At 70.5% G+C, this 17,069-nt stretch carries 15 protein-coding genes; 10 read left to right on the top strand and 5 right to left on the bottom strand.

Annotated elements, in window-relative coordinates:
- The first annotated feature begins 17 nt into the window (after window positions 1-17).
- From HXX10_RS15390 to dapE, 5 genes are all read left to right on the top strand, one after another.
- Window positions 18-1,037, top strand: coding sequence for a DUF1036 domain-containing protein (locus HXX10_RS15390; RefSeq protein ID WP_296523563.1), 1,020 nt, complete (start codon window positions 18-20; stop codon window positions 1,035-1,037).
- Window positions 1,038-1,069: 32 nt separating this feature from the next.
- Complete coding sequence (locus tag HXX10_RS15385; RefSeq protein ID WP_296523559.1) at window positions 1,070-1,807, top strand: pyrimidine 5'-nucleotidase; 738 nt, start codon at window positions 1,070-1,072, stop codon at window positions 1,805-1,807.
- Between the two features lie 71 nt (window positions 1,808-1,878).
- Window positions 1,879-2,724 carry a 2,3,4,5-tetrahydropyridine-2,6-dicarboxylate N-succinyltransferase gene (gene dapD / locus HXX10_RS15380; protein ID WP_296523557.1) on the top strand — a complete coding sequence of 282 codons (846 nt, stop codon included), beginning with the start codon at window positions 1,879-1,881 and terminating at the stop codon, window positions 2,722-2,724.
- Window positions 2,725-2,749: 25 nt separating this feature from the next.
- Window positions 2,750-3,202: a DUF805 domain-containing protein gene (locus HXX10_RS15375; protein ID WP_296523556.1), complete on the top strand. Its 453-nt coding sequence runs from the start codon at window positions 2,750-2,752 to the stop codon at window positions 3,200-3,202.
- Window positions 3,203-3,210: 8 nt separating this feature from the next.
- Window positions 3,211-4,365 carry a succinyl-diaminopimelate desuccinylase gene (gene dapE / locus HXX10_RS15370; protein WP_296523654.1) on the top strand — a complete coding sequence of 385 codons (1,155 nt, stop codon included), beginning with the start codon at window positions 3,211-3,213 and terminating at the stop codon, window positions 4,363-4,365.
- Window positions 4,366-4,415: 50 nt separating this feature from the next.
- On the opposite strand, the gene truA is transcribed toward dapE, so the two are convergent.
- Window positions 4,416-5,153: a tRNA pseudouridine(38-40) synthase TruA gene (gene truA, locus HXX10_RS15365; RefSeq protein ID WP_296523554.1), complete on the bottom strand. Its 738-nt coding sequence runs from the start codon at window positions 5,151-5,153 to the stop codon at window positions 4,416-4,418.
- A gap of 9 nt (window positions 5,154-5,162) precedes the next feature.
- Entirely contained in the window at window positions 5,163-6,095 is a 933-nt protein-coding gene (fmt, locus tag HXX10_RS15360) for a methionyl-tRNA formyltransferase (protein ID WP_296523552.1), read from the bottom strand.
- A 292-nt stretch (window positions 6,096-6,387) separates the two neighbouring features.
- Here fmt and HXX10_RS15355 point away from each other — a divergent pair, with 292 nt between their 5' ends.
- The 4 genes from HXX10_RS15355 to HXX10_RS15340 all read left to right on the top strand — a co-directional run bounded on the left by HXX10_RS15355 (window position 6,388) and on the right by HXX10_RS15340 (window position 11,852).
- Entirely contained in the window at window positions 6,388-7,080 is a 693-nt protein-coding gene (locus HXX10_RS15355) for a DUF2848 domain-containing protein (protein ID WP_296523550.1), read from the top strand.
- The gene (locus HXX10_RS15350) at window positions 7,077-7,838 is read left to right on the top strand and encodes a M15 family metallopeptidase (protein WP_296523548.1); all 762 of its coding nucleotides are present in this window, start codon (window positions 7,077-7,079) and stop codon (window positions 7,836-7,838) included. Before HXX10_RS15355 ends, HXX10_RS15350 begins: the two co-directional genes overlap by 4 nt.
- A gap of 202 nt (window positions 7,839-8,040) precedes the next feature.
- Window positions 8,041-10,722 (top strand): EAL domain-containing protein, encoded by a 2,682-nt coding sequence (locus tag HXX10_RS15345; RefSeq protein WP_296523546.1) that lies wholly within the window; start codon window positions 8,041-8,043, stop codon window positions 10,720-10,722.
- A 227-nt stretch (window positions 10,723-10,949) separates the two neighbouring features.
- The gene (locus tag HXX10_RS15340; RefSeq protein WP_296523544.1) at window positions 10,950-11,852 is read left to right on the top strand and encodes an NAD(P)-dependent oxidoreductase; all 903 of its coding nucleotides are present in this window, start codon (window positions 10,950-10,952) and stop codon (window positions 11,850-11,852) included.
- 222 nt (window positions 11,853-12,074) lie between these two features.
- Here HXX10_RS15340 and HXX10_RS15335 read toward each other — a convergent pair whose 3' ends face one another.
- Genes HXX10_RS15335 through HXX10_RS15325 form a run of 3 tightly spaced genes read right to left on the bottom strand, consistent with a single transcriptional unit; the run spans window position 12,075 to window position 15,101 of the window.
- Window positions 12,075-13,112 carry an efflux RND transporter periplasmic adaptor subunit gene (locus HXX10_RS15335; protein ID WP_296523543.1) on the bottom strand — a complete coding sequence of 346 codons (1,038 nt, stop codon included), beginning with the start codon at window positions 13,110-13,112 and terminating at the stop codon, window positions 12,075-12,077.
- Entirely contained in the window at window positions 13,102-13,842 is a 741-nt protein-coding gene (locus tag HXX10_RS15330) for an ABC transporter ATP-binding protein (protein ID WP_296523542.1), read from the bottom strand. Before HXX10_RS15330 ends, HXX10_RS15335 begins: the two co-directional genes overlap by 11 nt.
- On the bottom strand, window positions 13,839-15,101 hold the full coding sequence (locus HXX10_RS15325) for an ABC transporter permease (protein ID WP_296523540.1): 1,263 nt from the start codon (window positions 15,099-15,101) through the stop codon (window positions 13,839-13,841). The genes HXX10_RS15330 and HXX10_RS15325 overlap by 4 nt, the downstream gene beginning before the upstream one ends.
- Window positions 15,102-15,251: 150 nt before the next feature.
- On the opposite strand from HXX10_RS15325, the gene atzF reads away from it, so the two are divergent.
- Window positions 15,252-17,045, top strand: a complete 1,794-nt coding sequence (atzF, locus tag HXX10_RS15320; RefSeq protein ID WP_296523539.1) for an allophanate hydrolase — start codon at window positions 15,252-15,254, stop codon at window positions 17,043-17,045.
- Window positions 17,046-17,069 lie beyond the last annotated feature (24 nt).

The following is a 17,069-nucleotide window of genomic DNA, read 5'->3' as shown; positions in this document are numbered from 1 at the left end:
GGCGCGGCGGAGGACTCATGCGGGGCAGGGGAGGGCGGCTCGGGCTCGGCGTGGCGGCGCTCGCGCTCGCCGTCCTGGTGGGCGTCCTCTCGGCCGGCGAGGCCAGGGCCGACCTGAAGGTCTGCAACCGGCTGAGCTTCGTGGTCGAGGCGGCGCTCGGGCTGGAGGAGAAGGGCGCCACCGCGACGCGCGGCTGGTTCCGGCTCGATCCCGGCCAGTGCCGCACCGTGCTGCAGGGCGCCGTCGAGGCCGACCAGCTCTATCTGCATGCTCGCGCCCTGCCGGTGTACGGCCCCTCGCCCGAGCCGCAGAGCGGCCACGCCGATCTCTGCGTCGGTACCGGCGACTTCCTCATCGCGGCGGCGCGCGCCTGCCGGCCGCCGCAGCGCTTCGCCCGCTTCGCCGCCGTGAAGCCGACCGAGACGCCGGAGGGCCTCGTCGCCGCGCTCGCCGAGGAGGCCGAGTACTCGGACGAGCAGGCGCGCCTCGCCGGCATCCAGCGCCTGCTGGTGCTGGCCGGCTACGACGTCAATCCGGTCGACGGGGTGAAGGGGCCGAAGACCGAGGGCGCCATTGCCCAGTTCATCAAGGATCGTGGCCTGCCGGCAGAGGCACGGGCAGCCCAAAACTTCTTCGACCTGCTGATCGAAGCGGCGCAGCAGCCGGCCGCCTCGGGCTTCTCCTGGTGCAATGACACCCGCTATGCCGTGATGGCGGCGGTCGGCACCGAGGAGAAGGGCGCCATCGTCGCCCGCGGCTGGTATCGGATCGAGCCGGGCAAGTGCCTGCGCCCCGAGGTCGCCGGCAAGCCGCGCCGGCTCTACAGCTTCGGCGAGGCGATCGACGCCGACGGCCAGCCGGTGCGCCGCGGCGACCACCGACTCGCCTGGGGCGGCGGCCTCACGCTGTGCACCCGGGAGGCGCGCTTCGAGCTGTCCGACCACAAGGACTGCGCCGCCGCCGGCTTCGACGCCACCGGCTTCGTTCCGGTCGACCTCGCCGGCCGGCCCAGCACCACGGTGCGGTTCCAGGAGTGACGCGCTGCCCCGATCGGGCTAAACATCCGCCCATGTCCTCGACCGCCTCCCGAAGCTCCGCCGCGCCCCGATTGTTCGACCATGTCGAGACCTGGGTGTTCGATCTCGACAACACGCTCTATCCGCATCACCTCAACCTGTGGCAGCAGGTCGACGTGCGGATCCGCGACTACATCGCCAATTTCCTCGCCATCACGCATGACGAGGCGTTCCGGGTGCAGAAGGACTACTACAAGCGCTTCGGCACCAGCATGCGCGGCCTGATGGCCGAGCACGGCATGAAGCCGGACGACTTCCTCGACTACGTGCACCGGATCGACCATTCGCCGTTGACGCCGAACCCGGCGCTCGGCGACGCGCTGGAGCGGCTGCCCGGGCGAAAGCTGATCCTCACCAACGGCACCAGGGCGCATGCCGACGCCGTGCTGGCGAGGCTCGCGATCGACCACTGCTTCGAGGACGTCTTCGACATCGTCGCCGGCGAGCTGTCGCCGAAACCATTTCCCGAGGTCTACGACAAGTTCCTGGGCCGCCACGGCGTCGATCCACGCAAGGCGGCGTTGTTCGAGGATTTGGCCCGCAACCTCGAGGTGCCGCACACGCTCGGCATGGTGACCGTGTTGGTGGTGCCGGAACGCACCCGCGAGGTGTTTCGCGAGGGCTGGGAGCTGGAGGGGCACGACGAGCCCCATGTCGACCACGTCACCGAGGATCTCACCGGCTTCCTGGAGCGTCTGGTCGGCGACCGGCGGCTCGCGACCGGCGTTTGACTGCCGCCCTTGACAGAACTGCCGCCTGCCCCGACAACGCGGCGCCATTGCGCCTGCGAAGGATTGCCCGCATGTCCCATGCCGAGCTCGCCAAGACCATCGACGAGGCGTTCGAGCGCCGCAACGATGTCGGTCCGGACACCACCGGGCCGGTGCGGGAGGCCGTCGACCGGGCGCTGCGCCTGCTCGACTGCGGCGAGGAGCGGGTGGCCGAGCCGCAACAGGACGGCTCCTGGCGGGTCAACCAGTGGCTCAAGAAGGCCGTGCTGCTGTCGTTTCGCCTCAACGACATGACCGTGATCCCGGGCGGCCCCGGCCGCGGCGGCTGGTGGGACAAGGTGCCGTCGAAGTTCGACGGCTGGATCGAGGCGCATTTCCGCGACGCCGGTTTTCGCGCCGTGCCGGGCGCGATCGTGCGGCGGTCCGCCTATATAGCGCCGGGCGTCGTGCTGATGCCGTCCTTCGTCAATCTCGGCGCCTATGTCGATACCGGCACCATGGTGGACACCTGGGCGACGATCGGCTCCTGCGCCCAGATCGGCAAGAGCTGCCACATCTCGGGCGGCGCCGGCATCGGCGGCGTGCTGGAGCCGCTGCAGGCCGGACCGGTGATCATCGAGGACAACTGCTTCATCGGCGCTCGCGCCGAGGTGGCCGAGGGCGTTGTCGTGCGCACCGGCTCCGTGCTGTCGATGGGTGTCTATCTCGGCGCCTCGACCAAGATCGTCGACCGCGCCACCGGCGAGGTGTTCACCGGCGAGGTGCCGGCCTATTCCGTCGTGGTGTCCGGGACCATGCCGGGCAAGCCGCTGCCGGACGGCTCGCCGGGGCCGGGCCTCTACTGCGCCGTCATCGTCAAGCGGGTCGACGAGAAGACCCGGTCCAAGACCAGCATCAACGAGCTGCTACGCGATTGAGCGGCGGCGCCAGGCGGGGGACGACATGACATGGCATGACGTCCTGTTCGGATTCGACGGCCGCATCGGGCGCAAGACCTTCTGGGTCGCCTTCATCGCCGTCACGGCGATCGAGCTCTTGTGCCACGCCATCGCCAACGAGATCGACGGCGAGCGGCTGACCTCGATCATCAGCCTCGCCTTCAGCTATCCCGAGTTCGCCATCATGGCGAAGCGCGGCCACGACCGCGGCATGCCGACCGTCGTGCCGGGCGCGTTCTTCGCCATCAGCGTGCTGATCGACTTCCTGTTCGTGATCGGCGAGGCCGGCACGGCCGACCAGCCGACCCCGCTGCTCCTGCTCCTCACCGTGCCGTGGCTGGTCTTCGCCCTCGTCCTGCTGATCGACCTCGGCTTCCGGCCGGGCACGCCGGGACCGAACCGCTACGGGCCCGACCCGCAGGCGCGCGGCCTTCGCCGCATCGACGGCTCGGAGTGATCACGACCATGCCGGCCGATCCCGTCGCGTTCGCCCGCGATCTCCTGCGCTGTCGCTCGGTGACGCCGGCCGAGGGCGGCGCGCTCGCCTATGTGGCGGACGTGCTTTTGCGAGCGGGCTTCACGGTCGAGCGCCCGGTGTTCTCGGAGCCGGGCTACGCCGATGTCGAGAACCTCTACGCCCGCACCGGCGAAGAGGGGCCGCATCTCGTCTTCGCCGGCCACACCGACGTGGTGCCGGCGGGCGACGAGGCGGCGTGGCGGCATCCGCCGTTCGGCGGCGAGGTCGCCGACGGCGTGCTCTACGGCCGCGGCGCCGTCGACATGAAGGGCGCGGTCGCCTGCGCGCTCGCCGCCGCGCTCGACCATGTCGCCGCCAGCGGCGGCCGCCCGAAGGGCTCGCTGTCCTTTCTGCTTACCGGCGACGAGGAGGGCGTCGCCGTCAACGGCACGGTCAAATTGCTGAAGTGGGCCGCGGCGCGAGGCGAAAAGTTCGATCACTGCGTCCTCGGCGAGCCGACCAATCCGACGGCGCTCGGCGACATGCTGAAAATCGGCCGGCGCGGCTCGCTCAACGGCACGCTGATCGTCCACGGCACATCGGGCCACGTTGCCTATCCGCATCTCGCCGACAATCCGGTGCGCCACATGGTGCAACTGGTGGCGGCGCTGCTCGCCGCGCCGCTCGACGCCGGCAGTGATCACTTCGATCCGTCCAACCTCGAATTCACCTCGGTCGATGTCGGCAACCCCACCGTCAACGTCATCCCGGCCGAGGCGCGGGCGCGCTTCAACATCCGCTTCAACGATCATCACACGCGCGAGTCGCTGAAGGCCCTGGTCGAGGCGCGTGCCATTGCAGCCGCGCCGGAGGCCCGGTTCAAGTTCGTCTGGGAGCCGTCCAATGCCGACGTGTTTCTGACTGCGCCGGGCCCGTTCGTGACGCTGGTGAGAGAGGCGATCGAATCCGTCACCGGCCGTGCGCCGAAACTGTCCACCTCGGGCGGCACGTCGGACGCGCGCTTCATCAAGGATTTTTGCCCGGTGATCGAGTTCGGGCTCACCAATGCCTCGATGCACGGCGTCGACGAGCGCGTTCCGATCGCCGATCTGGTGGGGCTGACGGCGGTCTATCGCGAGATCTTTGCGAGATATTTTGGCTGATTCATTCCGGGTTCGCCGCTGCGCGGCGCCCCGGAATGACGGACGCCGCCTCAGTACTCCACGGCGACCAGATAGAGCCCGTCGGGCGGGGCGACCGGGCCGCAGGCCGAGCGGTCGCGGGCCTGAAGCGCCGCGAAAAGGTCGTCGCTGCTCCAGCGGCCGTCGCCGACCATCACCAGCGAGCCGACCATCGAGCGCACCTGGTGATGCAGGAACGAGCGCGCCACCGCCGTCACCATCAGGTCGTCGCCGGAGCGGTCGACGTCGAGCCGGTCGAGCGTCTTCTCGGGCGACGCCGCCTGGCACTCCGCGGCCCGGAACGTGGTGAAGTCGTGCTTTCCCAGCAGGCGCTGCGCCGCCGCATGCATGGCCGGCACGTCGAGCGGTCGCGCCACTCGCCAGGCGCGGCCCTCGTCGAGCGCCAAGGGCGCGCGGCGATTGACGATGCGGTAGATGTAGTGGCGGCGCTTCGCCGAGAAGCGCGCGTCGAAATCGTCGGCGGCCGGCTCGGCCGAGATCACCGCCACCGGATGCGGCCGCAGATGCGCGTTGGCGGCGTCCCGGATGGTGTCGGTGTCGATGTCGCGCGAAACGTCGACATGGGCGACCTGGCCGAGCGCATGCACGCCGGCGTCGGTGCGGCCGGCGCCCTTGACGGCCACGGCCTCTCCCGCGAAAGCCGCGAAGGCGGTCTCCAGCACGCCCTGCACGGAGAGACCGTTCTGCTGGATCTGCCAGCCGACGAACGGCGCGCCGTCGTACTCGATGGTGAGCTTGTAGCGGGGCATTGCGGGACCTCAGGAAAGCACGGTGCCGGGTTCGACCGACGTCCCGCGCAGAAACTCGTCGGCCGTCATCGGTTGGCGGCCGGCACGCTGGAGCTGCAGAATACGCACCGCGCCCTCGCCGCAGGCGATGGTGAGCCGCGGGTCCAGCACGGTGCCGGGCGGGCCCGATCCCTCTCCGCGAGTCGAGCGCAGCACCTTGATACGGGCGAGCCCCTTGTTTTCAGGCAGCTCGAACCAGGCACCCGGAAAAGGCGACAGGCCGCGGGCGTGGTCGTGCACGGCGGTCCACGGCTTGGTCCAGTCGATGCGGGTCTCCGCCTTGTCGATCTTGGCCGCGTAGGTGACGCCCTCTTCGGCCTGCGGCGTCACCACCAGGGTGTCGCGCTCGAGCGCGGCCAGTGCCCGGGCCATCAGGTCGGCGCCGAGTCGGGCGAGCGCGTCGTGCAGATCGCCGGCCGTCATGTCGGGCCCGATGGCGAGCCGCTCGGCCATGGCGACCGGGCCGGTGTCGAGCCCTTCCTCCATCCGCATCACCATGACGGCGGTCTCGGCATCGCCCGCCATCACGGCGCGGTTGATCGGCGCGGCGCCGCGCCAGCGCGGCAGCGCCGAGGCATGCAGGTTGAAGCAGCCGCGCGCCGGTGCATCGAGCACCGGCTTCGGCAGGATCAGGCCGTAGGCGACCACCACGGCGGCGTCGGCTCCGTGGGCCCGGAACACCGCCTGAGCCTCCTCGCCGCGCAACGTCTTCGGCGTCAGCACCGGCAGGCCGAAGCGGCGCGCCTCGCATTCGATCGGGCTCGGCTGCAGGGCCATGCCGCGGCCGGCCGGCTTCGGGGCGCGCGTATAGACGGCGGCGACCTCGTGGCCGCGGCCGACGATTTCGAGGAAGGTCGGCACGGCGAAATCCGGCGTGCCCATGAAGACGAGACGGAGCGGCATGACGAGACCGAATCGCCGAGACGGCGCCGGCGGACCGTAGTCGAACGACGCCTCCAGGTCCAAGCGGCGCACGACGCCGCGCCGGGAAAAATTCGCGCCCGGCCAGCCGCCGACCCGGAACGTACCGGAGTTGTGGGGTCTTCTGCGATGCGTTTATGGTCCATGATGGGATAGGGCCCGCAGCCACGGGCGTCGCCCGGCAGGACGCGGTGACTCCCCCTGCTGGAGCGCCTCTGTCCGGACACCGCCCCGGCCAGGAGCGAGGACGACAACGTCCCAGGACAGGAGCGCCATGCCTGCCGAATCCCTTCTCTTCCGGACCCTCAACGGCAGTACCATCGAAAGCCGGCCCATCATCGTGCGGGCCGTGGTGATCGCCGTGTGGACCAGCCGCGACACGAGCGGACGCGACTTGCGGGTCGCCGAGATGGGGGCGCTCGGCATCCCGCGGCCGAGCAAGACGCCGCAGTTCCGCCACGTCGCGACCCATCGGCTGACGACCGCCGACCGCATCGAGGTGATCGGGCCGGAGTCGAGCGGCGAGGTCGAGGTCGTGCTGGTGCGCGACGGCCGCGGCCTGTGGGTCGGGGTCGGCTCCGACCACACCGACCGCCGCGTCGAGCGCACCGATGTCCATGTCGCCAAGCAGATGTGCGACAAGCCGATAGCGCCGGACCTGTGGGCCTTCGACGACGTGGCCGACCACTGGGATTCGCTGGTGCTGCGCTCCTGGATCATCGAGGACGGTGACCTGACCCTGTATCAGGAGGGGACCGTGGCGGCGATCCTGCCGCCCGCCGATCTGATGACGAGCTTCGCCGGGCGCGACGACCTGCCGGACGGCACCGCGATGTTCTGCGGCACCTTCGCGGCGCGCGGCGGCATCCGGCCGTCGTCGCGGTTCAAGTTCGAGCTCTTCGATCCGCAGCGCGAACGGCGGATCATGCATGCCTACGACATCGTCGCGCTGCCGGTGGGTGAATGAGACGCGGCCTCGCCGCCGCGGCCTGCCTCGCCGTCGTGCTGCTCACGGCGGCGCTGCTGCCGTCCGTCGCGGTGGCTCAGCCGGCCGCTCTGCCCGACGGCTTCGTGCGGCTGCGCGAGCGCGATCCGTCGATCCGCCAGGACATCCGCTATGCCGGGCCGTTCAACTTCACCGGGCGCCGAGTGCCCGGCTATCTCGCGGCCGAGTGCATTCTGCTCCGCCCGGTCGCCGACGCGCTCGCCCGTGCTCAGGCACGGCTCGCCGCGGCCGGCTACCATCTGAAGGTCTACGATTGCTATCGGCCGGAGCGCGCCGTCCGTTCCTTCATCGACTGGGCCCGGAGTCCCGAGCCCGATCGGATGGCCCCCATCTTCTCGCCGGCGATCGGCAAGGCGCAGCAGTTCGCGCTCGGCTACATCGCCAAGCGCTCGCGCCATTCGCTCGGCACCGCGGTCGATGTCGGCCTAGTGCGGGCCGGCGAGCCGGACTTGCCGACCCCGACCGACGCCGGGCCATGCGACGGGCCGTTCGCGACGCGGGCGCGGGAGTCGAGCCTCGACCTCGGCACCGCCTATGACTGCTCGGCGCCGGCGAGCGCCACCGCGGCCCGGGTCGCGCCGGCGGCGCGCGAGAATCGCGACCGGCTGGTGCGCGCACTCGCCGCCGAGGGCTTCCGGAACTATCCGGTCGAGTGGTGGCACTTCGACTACACGGGCGCGACGCCGCCGCTGCGCGTGTGGGATTTCCCGGTTCGTTGACGATTTTGTCCGGCCGCTCCGTCACGGCACCCGCAAGTCCCGCATGACATTCCCGCACGCTGGGACGCTGAGTCTCTTGACGTCACCTCATCACCCGAGTGGATTAACTCCCCGGTAACGGCCGACGCCGAAATACCTTTGGTTGTATCAGTTTATTTACGCACCGCGTGCACGCTGACGCCATCGACATTCGGGGCATGCGATGAAGGCCAGGCGGCTCGCTCTGCCGTTCCACGCTCTGATCGCGGTGGCCGGTGCCCTGATCGGGCTCGGCCTGCTGGCGATCGGGCTGACCGTTTGGGGCCTGCGGTCCGACGCGATCCGCCTGTCCGTGCGCGACTCCGAGAACATCGGCGTGCTGCTCGCCGATCAGATCTCGCGCTCGGTCGAGCCGCTGGTCGACATTCTCGACGAGATCCGTGAGCGTGCCGCCGCGGTGCGCATCGACGGGACGGAGGAGTTCCGACGTCGTTTCGGCAGCGAGGCGGTGTTCCAGCTTCTCAACGACCGCCTCGCCAAGTTGCCGTCCAGCGCCCTGATCACCATCACGGACCGCAACGGCGACATCGTCAACTTCACGCGGGCCTGGCCGCCCTACACGGTCAATTTCGCGGATCGTGACTATTCGCGGCATTTCCGCGAGGTCGACTCGCCGGACGTGTTCGTCAGCGAGCCGGTCGCGAGTCGCATCACCGGCGAGACGACGCTGCTGTTCAGCAAGCGCATCGTCAGCGACCGCGGCGAGTATCTCGGGATCGTCACGGCCGGCTTCGAGGTCTCCTATTTCGAGCGGGTGTGGCGGTCGGTCGTCGACCTCAAAGGTCGCACCTTCCTGCTGTCGCGCTCCGACGGTACGATCCTGGTCCGCTTCCCCGATCCCAAGCGCCGCGCCGGCGACAGGCTGCCGGCCGATTCGCCGTGGTTCCGGGTGGTTGCGCAGGGGGGCGGCTCGTTCCGCGGCAGCGGCTATTTCGATGCGGAGGTGCGCTGGGTCGCCGTCACGCCACTGCGCCGCTATCCGCTGGTGGTCGACATCGCCATCTCGGAGGATCTGGCGCTCGAGGCGTGGCGGCGCCGCGCCGTGCTGATCGGCTTCGCCACGCTGCTGGCGCTCGCCGCCGCCGTGATGCTGCTGCGTGCCCTGATCGTCCAGTTCCGCAGCCTGTCGCGCTCGGAGGCCTCGGTCGCGGCGACCTCGCACGAGCTCCAGCGCGCCAATGTGCGGCTCGACGCCGCGCTCAACAACATGTCGCAGGGCCTGTGCATGTTCGACCGCGACGAGCGGCTCGTGCTGTGCAACGAACGCTATCTGCGCATGTACGGATTGACCCCGCGGGACGCCCAGTCGGGCACGACGCTGGAGCAGCTTCTGGCGCGACGCGTCGCCGCCGGCAGCTTCATGGGAGATTCGGTCGAGTATCGGGCCCGGCTGCGCGACCAGCTCGTGCACGGCAACCGTATCTACGTCCAGACCGAGCTCCCGGACGGCCGCATCGTCGCGGTGCTCAACCAGCCGATGCCGGACGGCGGCTGGGTCGCCACCCACGAGGACGTCACCGAGCGCCAGCGCGCCGCCTGGCGCATCGCCCACATGGCGCGCCACGACTCGCTCACCGATCTCGCCAACCGGATGCTGTTCAGCGAGCGCATGGACGAGGCCTTCGCGCGGCTGCGCGCCGAGGACGAAGGCTTCGCCTTGTTCATCTTCGATCTCGATCTGTTCAAGGCGGTGAACGATTCGCTCGGCCATCCGGTCGGCGATGCGCTGCTCAGGGCGGTCGCCGAGCGGCTGCGCGGTTGCGTGCCCGAGGCCTGCACGGTCGGACGGATCGGCGGCGACGAGTTCGCCATCCTGATGCCGGGCGGCGCCGACCGCCGTGCCGCCGCCGCGACCCTCGCCGAGATGCTGCTCGACGTGATCGGAACGCCCTACGACGTCGACGGCAGCCGGATCGGCATCGGCATCAGCATCGGCATCGCGCTCGCCCCCGAGGACGGCGACGACACCTCGACGATCCTGAAGAACACCGATCTGGCGCTGTACCGGGCCAAGGCGGCGGGCCGCCATTGCTATCGGTTCTTCGAGATCGAGATGGACGCGCAGGCCCGCATGCAGCACGTGCTGGAGATCGACCTGCGCAACGCGCTGGCGCGCGGCGAGCTCGATGTCCACTACCAGACCATCGTCGACGTCGCGAGCCGGTTGCCCTGCGGCGTCGAGGCGCTGGTGCGCTGGCGCCACCCGGTGTTCGGCGAGCTGTCGCCCGACCGCTTCATCCCGATCGCCGAGGACACCGGCATGATCGTGGCGCTCGGAGAGTGGATTCTCCGGCGCGCCTGCGCGGACGCGGCGGGCTGGCCGGAGCACATCAAGATCGCCGTCAACCTGTCGCCGGTCCAGTTCCGCAATCCGATGCTGGTGCCGACGGTCCGCGACATTCTCGGCGCCGCCGGGCTGTCGCCGCATCGGCTGGAGCTCGAGATCACCGAGCTGGTGCTGCTGCAGAAGCACACCGCCATCATCGACATGCTGCACGAGCTGAGTGCGCTCGGGATCAACATCGTGCTCGACGATTTCGGCGTCGGCTACTCGTCGCTGAGCTATCTGCGAATGTTCCCGTTCTCCAAGATCAAGATCGACCGCGGCTTCGTCGGCGAGATGACGCAGCGCACCGATTGCGCCACCATCGTCAGCGCCGTCACGGGCCTCGCCCATGCGCTCGACATGAAGACCACGGCCGAGGGCGTCGAGACCTGGGAGCAGTTCCGGCTGATCCAGGCGGCGGGCTGCAGCCAGGCGCAGGGCTATCTGTTCAGCCGTCCGCAGCCGGCCGACCAGGTCGACTTCTCGCGCCGCGAGAACGGCGAGCGCAGCCGCGGCTGATCCCGCGCCGCCTGGTTTTCGGTATCCGAGACGCGGCGCGACGGCATGCGCGGGCTGCCCGGCCTGCGCGACGCGCGCTTCGCAAACGATCCGGCTTGCTGTATCTGTTCTGAACGGCGCGCGGCGCCGTTCACGGTCCGGCCGCATGTCGCCGCATCGTCTCGTCGCTCTCGCGCCATTCCTCGTCGCCATCCCGCACCGCCCCCGTCTGGATCAGGACGTTCATCATGCAGGACACGCGTTCGCCGCTCGGCCTGATCGGCCTCGGCCTCATCGGCACCGCGCTGGCGCGCCGCCTGATCGCGGCCGGCTTCGCCGTCACGGGCTACGACGTCGCCGCCGAGGCACGCGCCCGCCTCGCCGGGATCGGCGGCACCCCGGTCGACACCATCGCCGAGATCGCTGAAAACTGTCCGCGCGTGCTGATCGCCGTCTTCAACAGCGACCAGGTCGAGAGCGTCATCGAGGGCGAGGGCGGCCTTTTGGCGTCCGACGACGCCGCGCGAAAAACCAGGCAGGTGCTCAATTTCGCCACCTGCGATCCCGACCGCATGGTGGCACTCGCGGCGCGCACCGAAGCGCGCGGCCTCGCCTTCCTGGAGACGCCGCTGTCGGGCGCGAGCGACCAGGTCGCGCGCGGCGAGGCCGTGTGCCTCGTCGGCGGCGACCGCGCCGCCCTCGATGCCGCGCAGGACATCGTCCAGGCGGTGTGCGCCAAGTCGTATTTCATGGGGCCGGTCGGCAACGGCGCCAAGGCCAAGCTCGCCACCAACCTGATCCTCGGGCTCAACCGCGCCGCGATGGCCGAGGGCCTCGTCTATGCCGAGCGCATCGGCCTGCCGCTCGACGCTTTCTTCGAGGCGGCGCGCAACTCGGCGGCGTACTCGGCCGCGATGGATATCAAGGGCGTCAAGATGATCGCGCGCGACTACGCGACCGCCGGCAAGATCTCGCAGTCGGCCAAGGATTTCAGCCTGATCCTGGCGACCGCGCACCAGCATGGCCAGGCACTGCCCTTCGCCACCGCCTATGCCGAGGCGATGGCCGGCTGCATCGCAGCCGGCGAGGGCGACTGGGACAACAGCGCCATCATCGAGGACATCCGCCGCCGGCGCACCGACAAGGCGTGAGGCGGTGCGTCGTCGCCCTCCCCGGAGGCTTTGCAGGACTCGTCATTCCGGGGCGCGAACCGGAGGCTCGCGAGCCCGGAATCCATAGCCCCGGTTCTGATTGCTCTCGAAATGCAGGGGTTATGGGTCCCGGGCTCGGCGCTTCGCGCCGCCCCGGGACGACTGGAATGATTTCCGCAAAGCCCTCCGCCGGAAAGAGGTGAAAAGGATCGCGTGAAAAGGTCACCTCGGCGTGTCGGCGTCGCGGCTGAAATAGACGTCGACCTGCATGCCGACCTTGAGCGGGCCGGGGTCGGCGAGGTCGACCGTCACCTCGAGCACGTCGATGTCCGACTGGCGGCGCGGCCCGCGCGACGTCATGCCGCCGGGCCCGACCGTCTGGGCGATCGCCGCGACGCTGCCCTGGAAGTCGCGTCCCGGAAAGGCGTTTGCCCGCACCGTCACGGCCTGGCCGGCCCGCACCTGGCCGATGTCGCGCTCGTCGAGCTCGGCGCGCACCCGCAGGCCCGAGAGATCGCCGAGCACCACCAGCGGACGCTCCGCCGTCGGCGTCGCCATCTCGCCGGCTCGCGCCGCGACCTGCAGCACGGTGCCGTCGATCGGGGCACGGATGCGGGTCCGCTCCAGGCCGGCATCGGCGATCGTCAGCTCGGCGCGCCCGGCGAGCCAGTCGGCCTCGGTGCGGTTCGGCAGCGGCGTGCTGGCGCCGGCCCTGATGCGGGAGAGGTCGCCCTGCGCCCGCCGCAGTCGTTCGTGGGCCTGCGCGTATTGTTCGCGCGCCGTGGTGAGTATCGCCTCGTCGGTCCCGGTGTCGGCGCGTCGCGCCGTCACGGCGGCGTCGAGCACGTCGCGCGCCGTGACGTATCCCTGCTCGGCCTCGGCGAAGGCGTCCTCGGCGCGGCGCCGCTCGCCGGAGCCGCGCGGCGCCGACTGGTCGTCGCGCACCCGCTCCCGCGCGCCCGCCTGCGCCGCGGCCATCACGACCCGGGCGTGCGCCTCCACGTCGTCGAGCCGCACCAAGATCTCGCCGGCGAACACCGTGTCGTTCGGCTTCACCAGCACCTCGATGATCCGCCCGGCCGTCGCGGCGGCGAGGCGGATCTCGCGCGAGCGCGGCTCGACCCGGCCGAGCGCGACGGCGGCCCACTGCTTCTGGACATTGCGGTCGCCCGTCTCGTCGGCGCGCTGCGCCGGCACCGGGCCGGTGAGCGCCAGCGCGAGGAGGGCCGCGGCGGCGATAGTGAACACGCTACGGGACATGCGACGTGACCTCGGGCTCTTTGCTGATGACGGCGTCGCGCAAGCCCGTCTCCTCGGAGACGATGCGGCCGTCCTCGATGCGGACGATGCGGTCGGCGAAGGGCAGGATGCGCGGATCGTGGCTGACGACCAGCACGGCGCGCTCCGGGTTCCTGGCGATCTCGGCCAGCACCGTCATGATGGCCTGTCCGTTCTCGCGGTCGAGCGAGGCGGTCGGCTCGTCGGCCAGGATCGCGCTGGCCTTGCCGACGATGGCGCGGGCGATGGCGACGCGCTGCTGCTCGCCGCCGGAAAGCTCGCGCGGAAACGCGTGATGCTTGTGCGCCAGCCCGACGGTCGCCAGCGCGTCCGCGGCCCGCGTTCGGGTGTCTGCGCCATGCTCGCCGCGCACGTCGAGCACCAGCCGCACGTTCTCGATCGCGGTCAGGGTCGGGAACAGGTGATAGGACTGAAACACGAAGCCGACATGGTTGCGGCGCAACCGCGCCAGCTCCTCCGGCCCGGCGCTCGCGGTCGACTCGCCGTGCAACCGCACGGTGCCGCTCGATGGCGCCAGCATGCAGCCGAGGATCGACAGCAGCGTCGTCTTGCCGCTGCCGGACGGGCCCATCAGCAAGGTCAGCTCGCCACCCTTCAACGTCAGCGACACGCCCCTGAGCGCCTTCACCTGGGCGACGCCCTCGCCGAGCGTCTTCTCGATGTCCACGGCCTCGATGATGGCGGCGCTCATCGGCTCAGCACCGTGGCCGGATCGATGCGCACCACCTCGCGGATCGCGGCGACCGCCGAGACGGCGCACATCAGCACGGTGAGCAGGAGCAGGCCGAGCACCAGGCCGGGCGTCATCACCACGGGCAGCACCGAATCGGCCGTCACCGTCACGATGACGAGCCCGACCAGCATCGCGAGGAAAAACCCGACCACGGCGCTGAGCAGCGCCTGCCAGAGAATCACCTCGACGATGTAGCGGGTCGACGAGCCGATCGCCCGCAGGGTGGCGAACTCGGCGATGTGGTCCTTGGTGCTCGAATAGAGCGTCTGCGCGACGATCACGGTGCCGACCACGATGCCCAGCAGGGCGCCGCCGAACAGTGCCGCGCCGGCGCCGGTGCCGAACAGCCAGAACGAGCGGCTGCGGGCGCGGAACTCCGCCGTGGTCAGCACCTCGGCGTCGGCGATGTTTTGGGCGATGCGATCGCGCACGGCACTTGTGTCGGCGTCCGGGGCGAGGCGCACCAGAAAATAGGTGGCGCGGTCGGCCGGCGCGCCCATGTAGCCGCGGGCGCGGTCGAAGGAGGCGAACACATAGGGCGTCGTGGTGAAGGAGCGGATGCCGGCCGTCACCGCGACGATGCGGGCCTTCTGGTCGCGCATCTCGCCGGCGTCGCCGAGGCCCTTCACGCCGAGCCGGGCGAAATAGGAGCGGTCGACCGCCACGGTGGACGGCGCCGCGAGCGCGTCGATGCTGCCCTCGACCAGATTCCACGGCGTCAGCGCGCCGCTGCGCGGATCGGAGCCGACGACGAACACGGGCGTGGCGCCGCCGTCCGGCCGCCGCCATTCGGCGAAGCCGAGCACCAGCGGCGCCACCGCGGCGACGCCGGCGATCGACAGGGCGCGAAAGCGCTGGCGGTCGTCGAGCAGCGAGGGGTCCTCGAAGTTGCGGGTGCCGCGCGGCACGATCCACAGGTCTGCTTCGGCATGGTCGATCATGGTCGTCACCATGCGCTCGAAGCCGAGATAGAGCCCGATCTGCACGCTCACCAGGATGACCGAGAAGACGATGCCGATCACCGTGGTGATCAGGCGGACACGGTCCTGGAACAGGTTGCGCGAGGCGAGCACGACGATCAGCGGCACGCCGCGGTCTTTCGCACGCGCGATCCTGCCTCGCACCGCAGCGTGCCAGGCGCCTGCCGTGGCGCGAAGCGTCTGCGACGCGGCGCGCAGCCGGCCTTTGTCGATGCGCGTGAGCCAGTTCTGCAGCATTCCGGTTCCGTCAGCGTCCCGGCCGAAGTATCGCTGCCAATCTGGGCCGGACGAAGCCCATGGCGTGCGGTCAGATGGCATTGCACTTGCAGGCGAACAATGCACAACGGGACTTTTGGTGCCATGCCGGCCGACGGCAAGGGGGAGCGCGTGACGGAGACGGTCGTCGACATCGTGAAGGCGCATCAGGCCGGGACCCTGGACCCGGCCGAGACGGTGGCGCGTGCCTATGCCCAGGCGCGGGCGTATGGCGATCCGGCGCTGTTCATCACGCTGCGCGACGAGGCCGAGGCCATCGCCGAGGCGCGGGCGATCGCGGCGATGGGCGGTGCCGGCAAGCCGCTTTTCGGCGTGCCGGTCGCCGTCAAGGACAATATCGACGTCGCCGGCCTGCCGACCACGGCGGCCTGCCCGGCCTTCGCCTATGTGCCGACCGTCGACGCCACCGCGGTGGCGCGGCTGCGCGCCGCCGGCGCGATCGTGATCGGCAAGACCAATCTCGACCAGTTCGCCACCGGCCTGGTCGGCGTGCGCTCGCCCTATGGCGTGCCGCGCAATCCGCACGATCCGGCGCTCGTGCCGGGCGGGTCCTCGTCGGGCTCGGCGGTCGCCGTGGCGGCCGGCATCGTGCCGCTGGCGCTCGGCACCGACACGGCGGGCTCCGGCCGGGTGCCGGCGGGCTTGAACAACATCGTCGGGCTGAAGCCGAGCCTCGGCCTGGTGCCGATGACCGGCGTGGTGCCGGCCTGCCGCTCGCTCGACACCGTCTCGGTGTTCGCGCTGACGACCGACGACGCGCACCTCGCGCTTGCCGCCATGGCCGGACCCGACCCGGCCGATCCGTTCTCCCGCTCGCTGCCGTGGTCGGTGCCCGGGCCGCTCCAAGCCGGGTTGCGGATCGCAGTGCCATGCGGAAAAGACCGGCTGTACTTCGGGGATACGCGCGCGCAGGCCGCCTTCGAGGCCGCGCTGCGGATCGTCACCACGCTTGCCGCCAGCGTGGTCGAGATCGACATGGCGCCGTTCTACGAGACGGCGCGTCTGCTCTACGAGGGCCCGTGGGTGGCCGAGCGGTTCGCCGCGGTCGGTGCGTTCATCGCACGCAATCCCGACGCTGCGCATCCGGTGACGCGCGAGATCATTTTGGGCGGCAGCAAGCCGTCCGCCGTCGACACCTTCCAGGCGCTCTACCGGTTGGCCGCGCTGCGCGCAAAGGCGCGCGAAACGCTCGGGCGCTTCGACGTGCTGATGGTGCCGACCGCGCCGGCCGCCTACACGATCGCGGCCGTCGAGGCCGATCCGATTCGGCTCAACAGCCAGCTCGGCACCTACACCAACTTCGTCAATCTGCTCGACATGGCGGGGCTCGCCGTGCCGGCCGCGATCGCGCCCGACGGCACGCCGTTCGGCGTCACGCTGCTGGCGCCGGCCGGCCGTGACGGCGCGCTCGCAAGTCTCGGCCGTGTCCTCCATGCCGACACCGACCTGCCGCTCGGCGCGCTCGGCGTCGCGCAGCCGCCGCTGCGGCCACTCGCGCCGGCGGCGGTCGAGGGCGAGGTGGTGCTGGCCGCGGTCGGCGCCCATCTCACCGGGCTGCCGCTCAATCACGAGCTGACCAGCCTCGGCGCGCGCTATCTGGAAACCACGACCACGGCGCCCGACTATCGGTTTTTCGCGCTCGCCGGCACGGTTCCGCCCAAGCCCGGACTCCTGCGCGTCGCCGCCGGCACCGGTGGGCCGATCGAGCTGGAGCTGTGGGCGCTGAAGACCGAGGCGTTCGGGCGCTTCGTCGCCGCCGTGCCGCCGCCGCTGTCGATCGGCACCGTCGTGCTCGGCGACGGCCGCACCGTGAAGGGATTTCTGGTCGAGGCCGAGGCCGTCGCCGGCGCCCGCGACATCACGGCGACAGGCGGATGGCGTTCGTTCCTGGCGAAGGGCGGGTGATCAACTCTCGGTCATTCCAGGGCG

Origin of the sequence: Rhodoplanes sp. (assembly GCF_013377085.1) — a bacterium.
Taxonomy (GTDB): domain Bacteria; phylum Pseudomonadota; class Alphaproteobacteria; order Rhizobiales; family Xanthobacteraceae; genus Rhodoplanes.
This window is presented reverse-complemented; position numbering and strand designations above follow the sequence as displayed.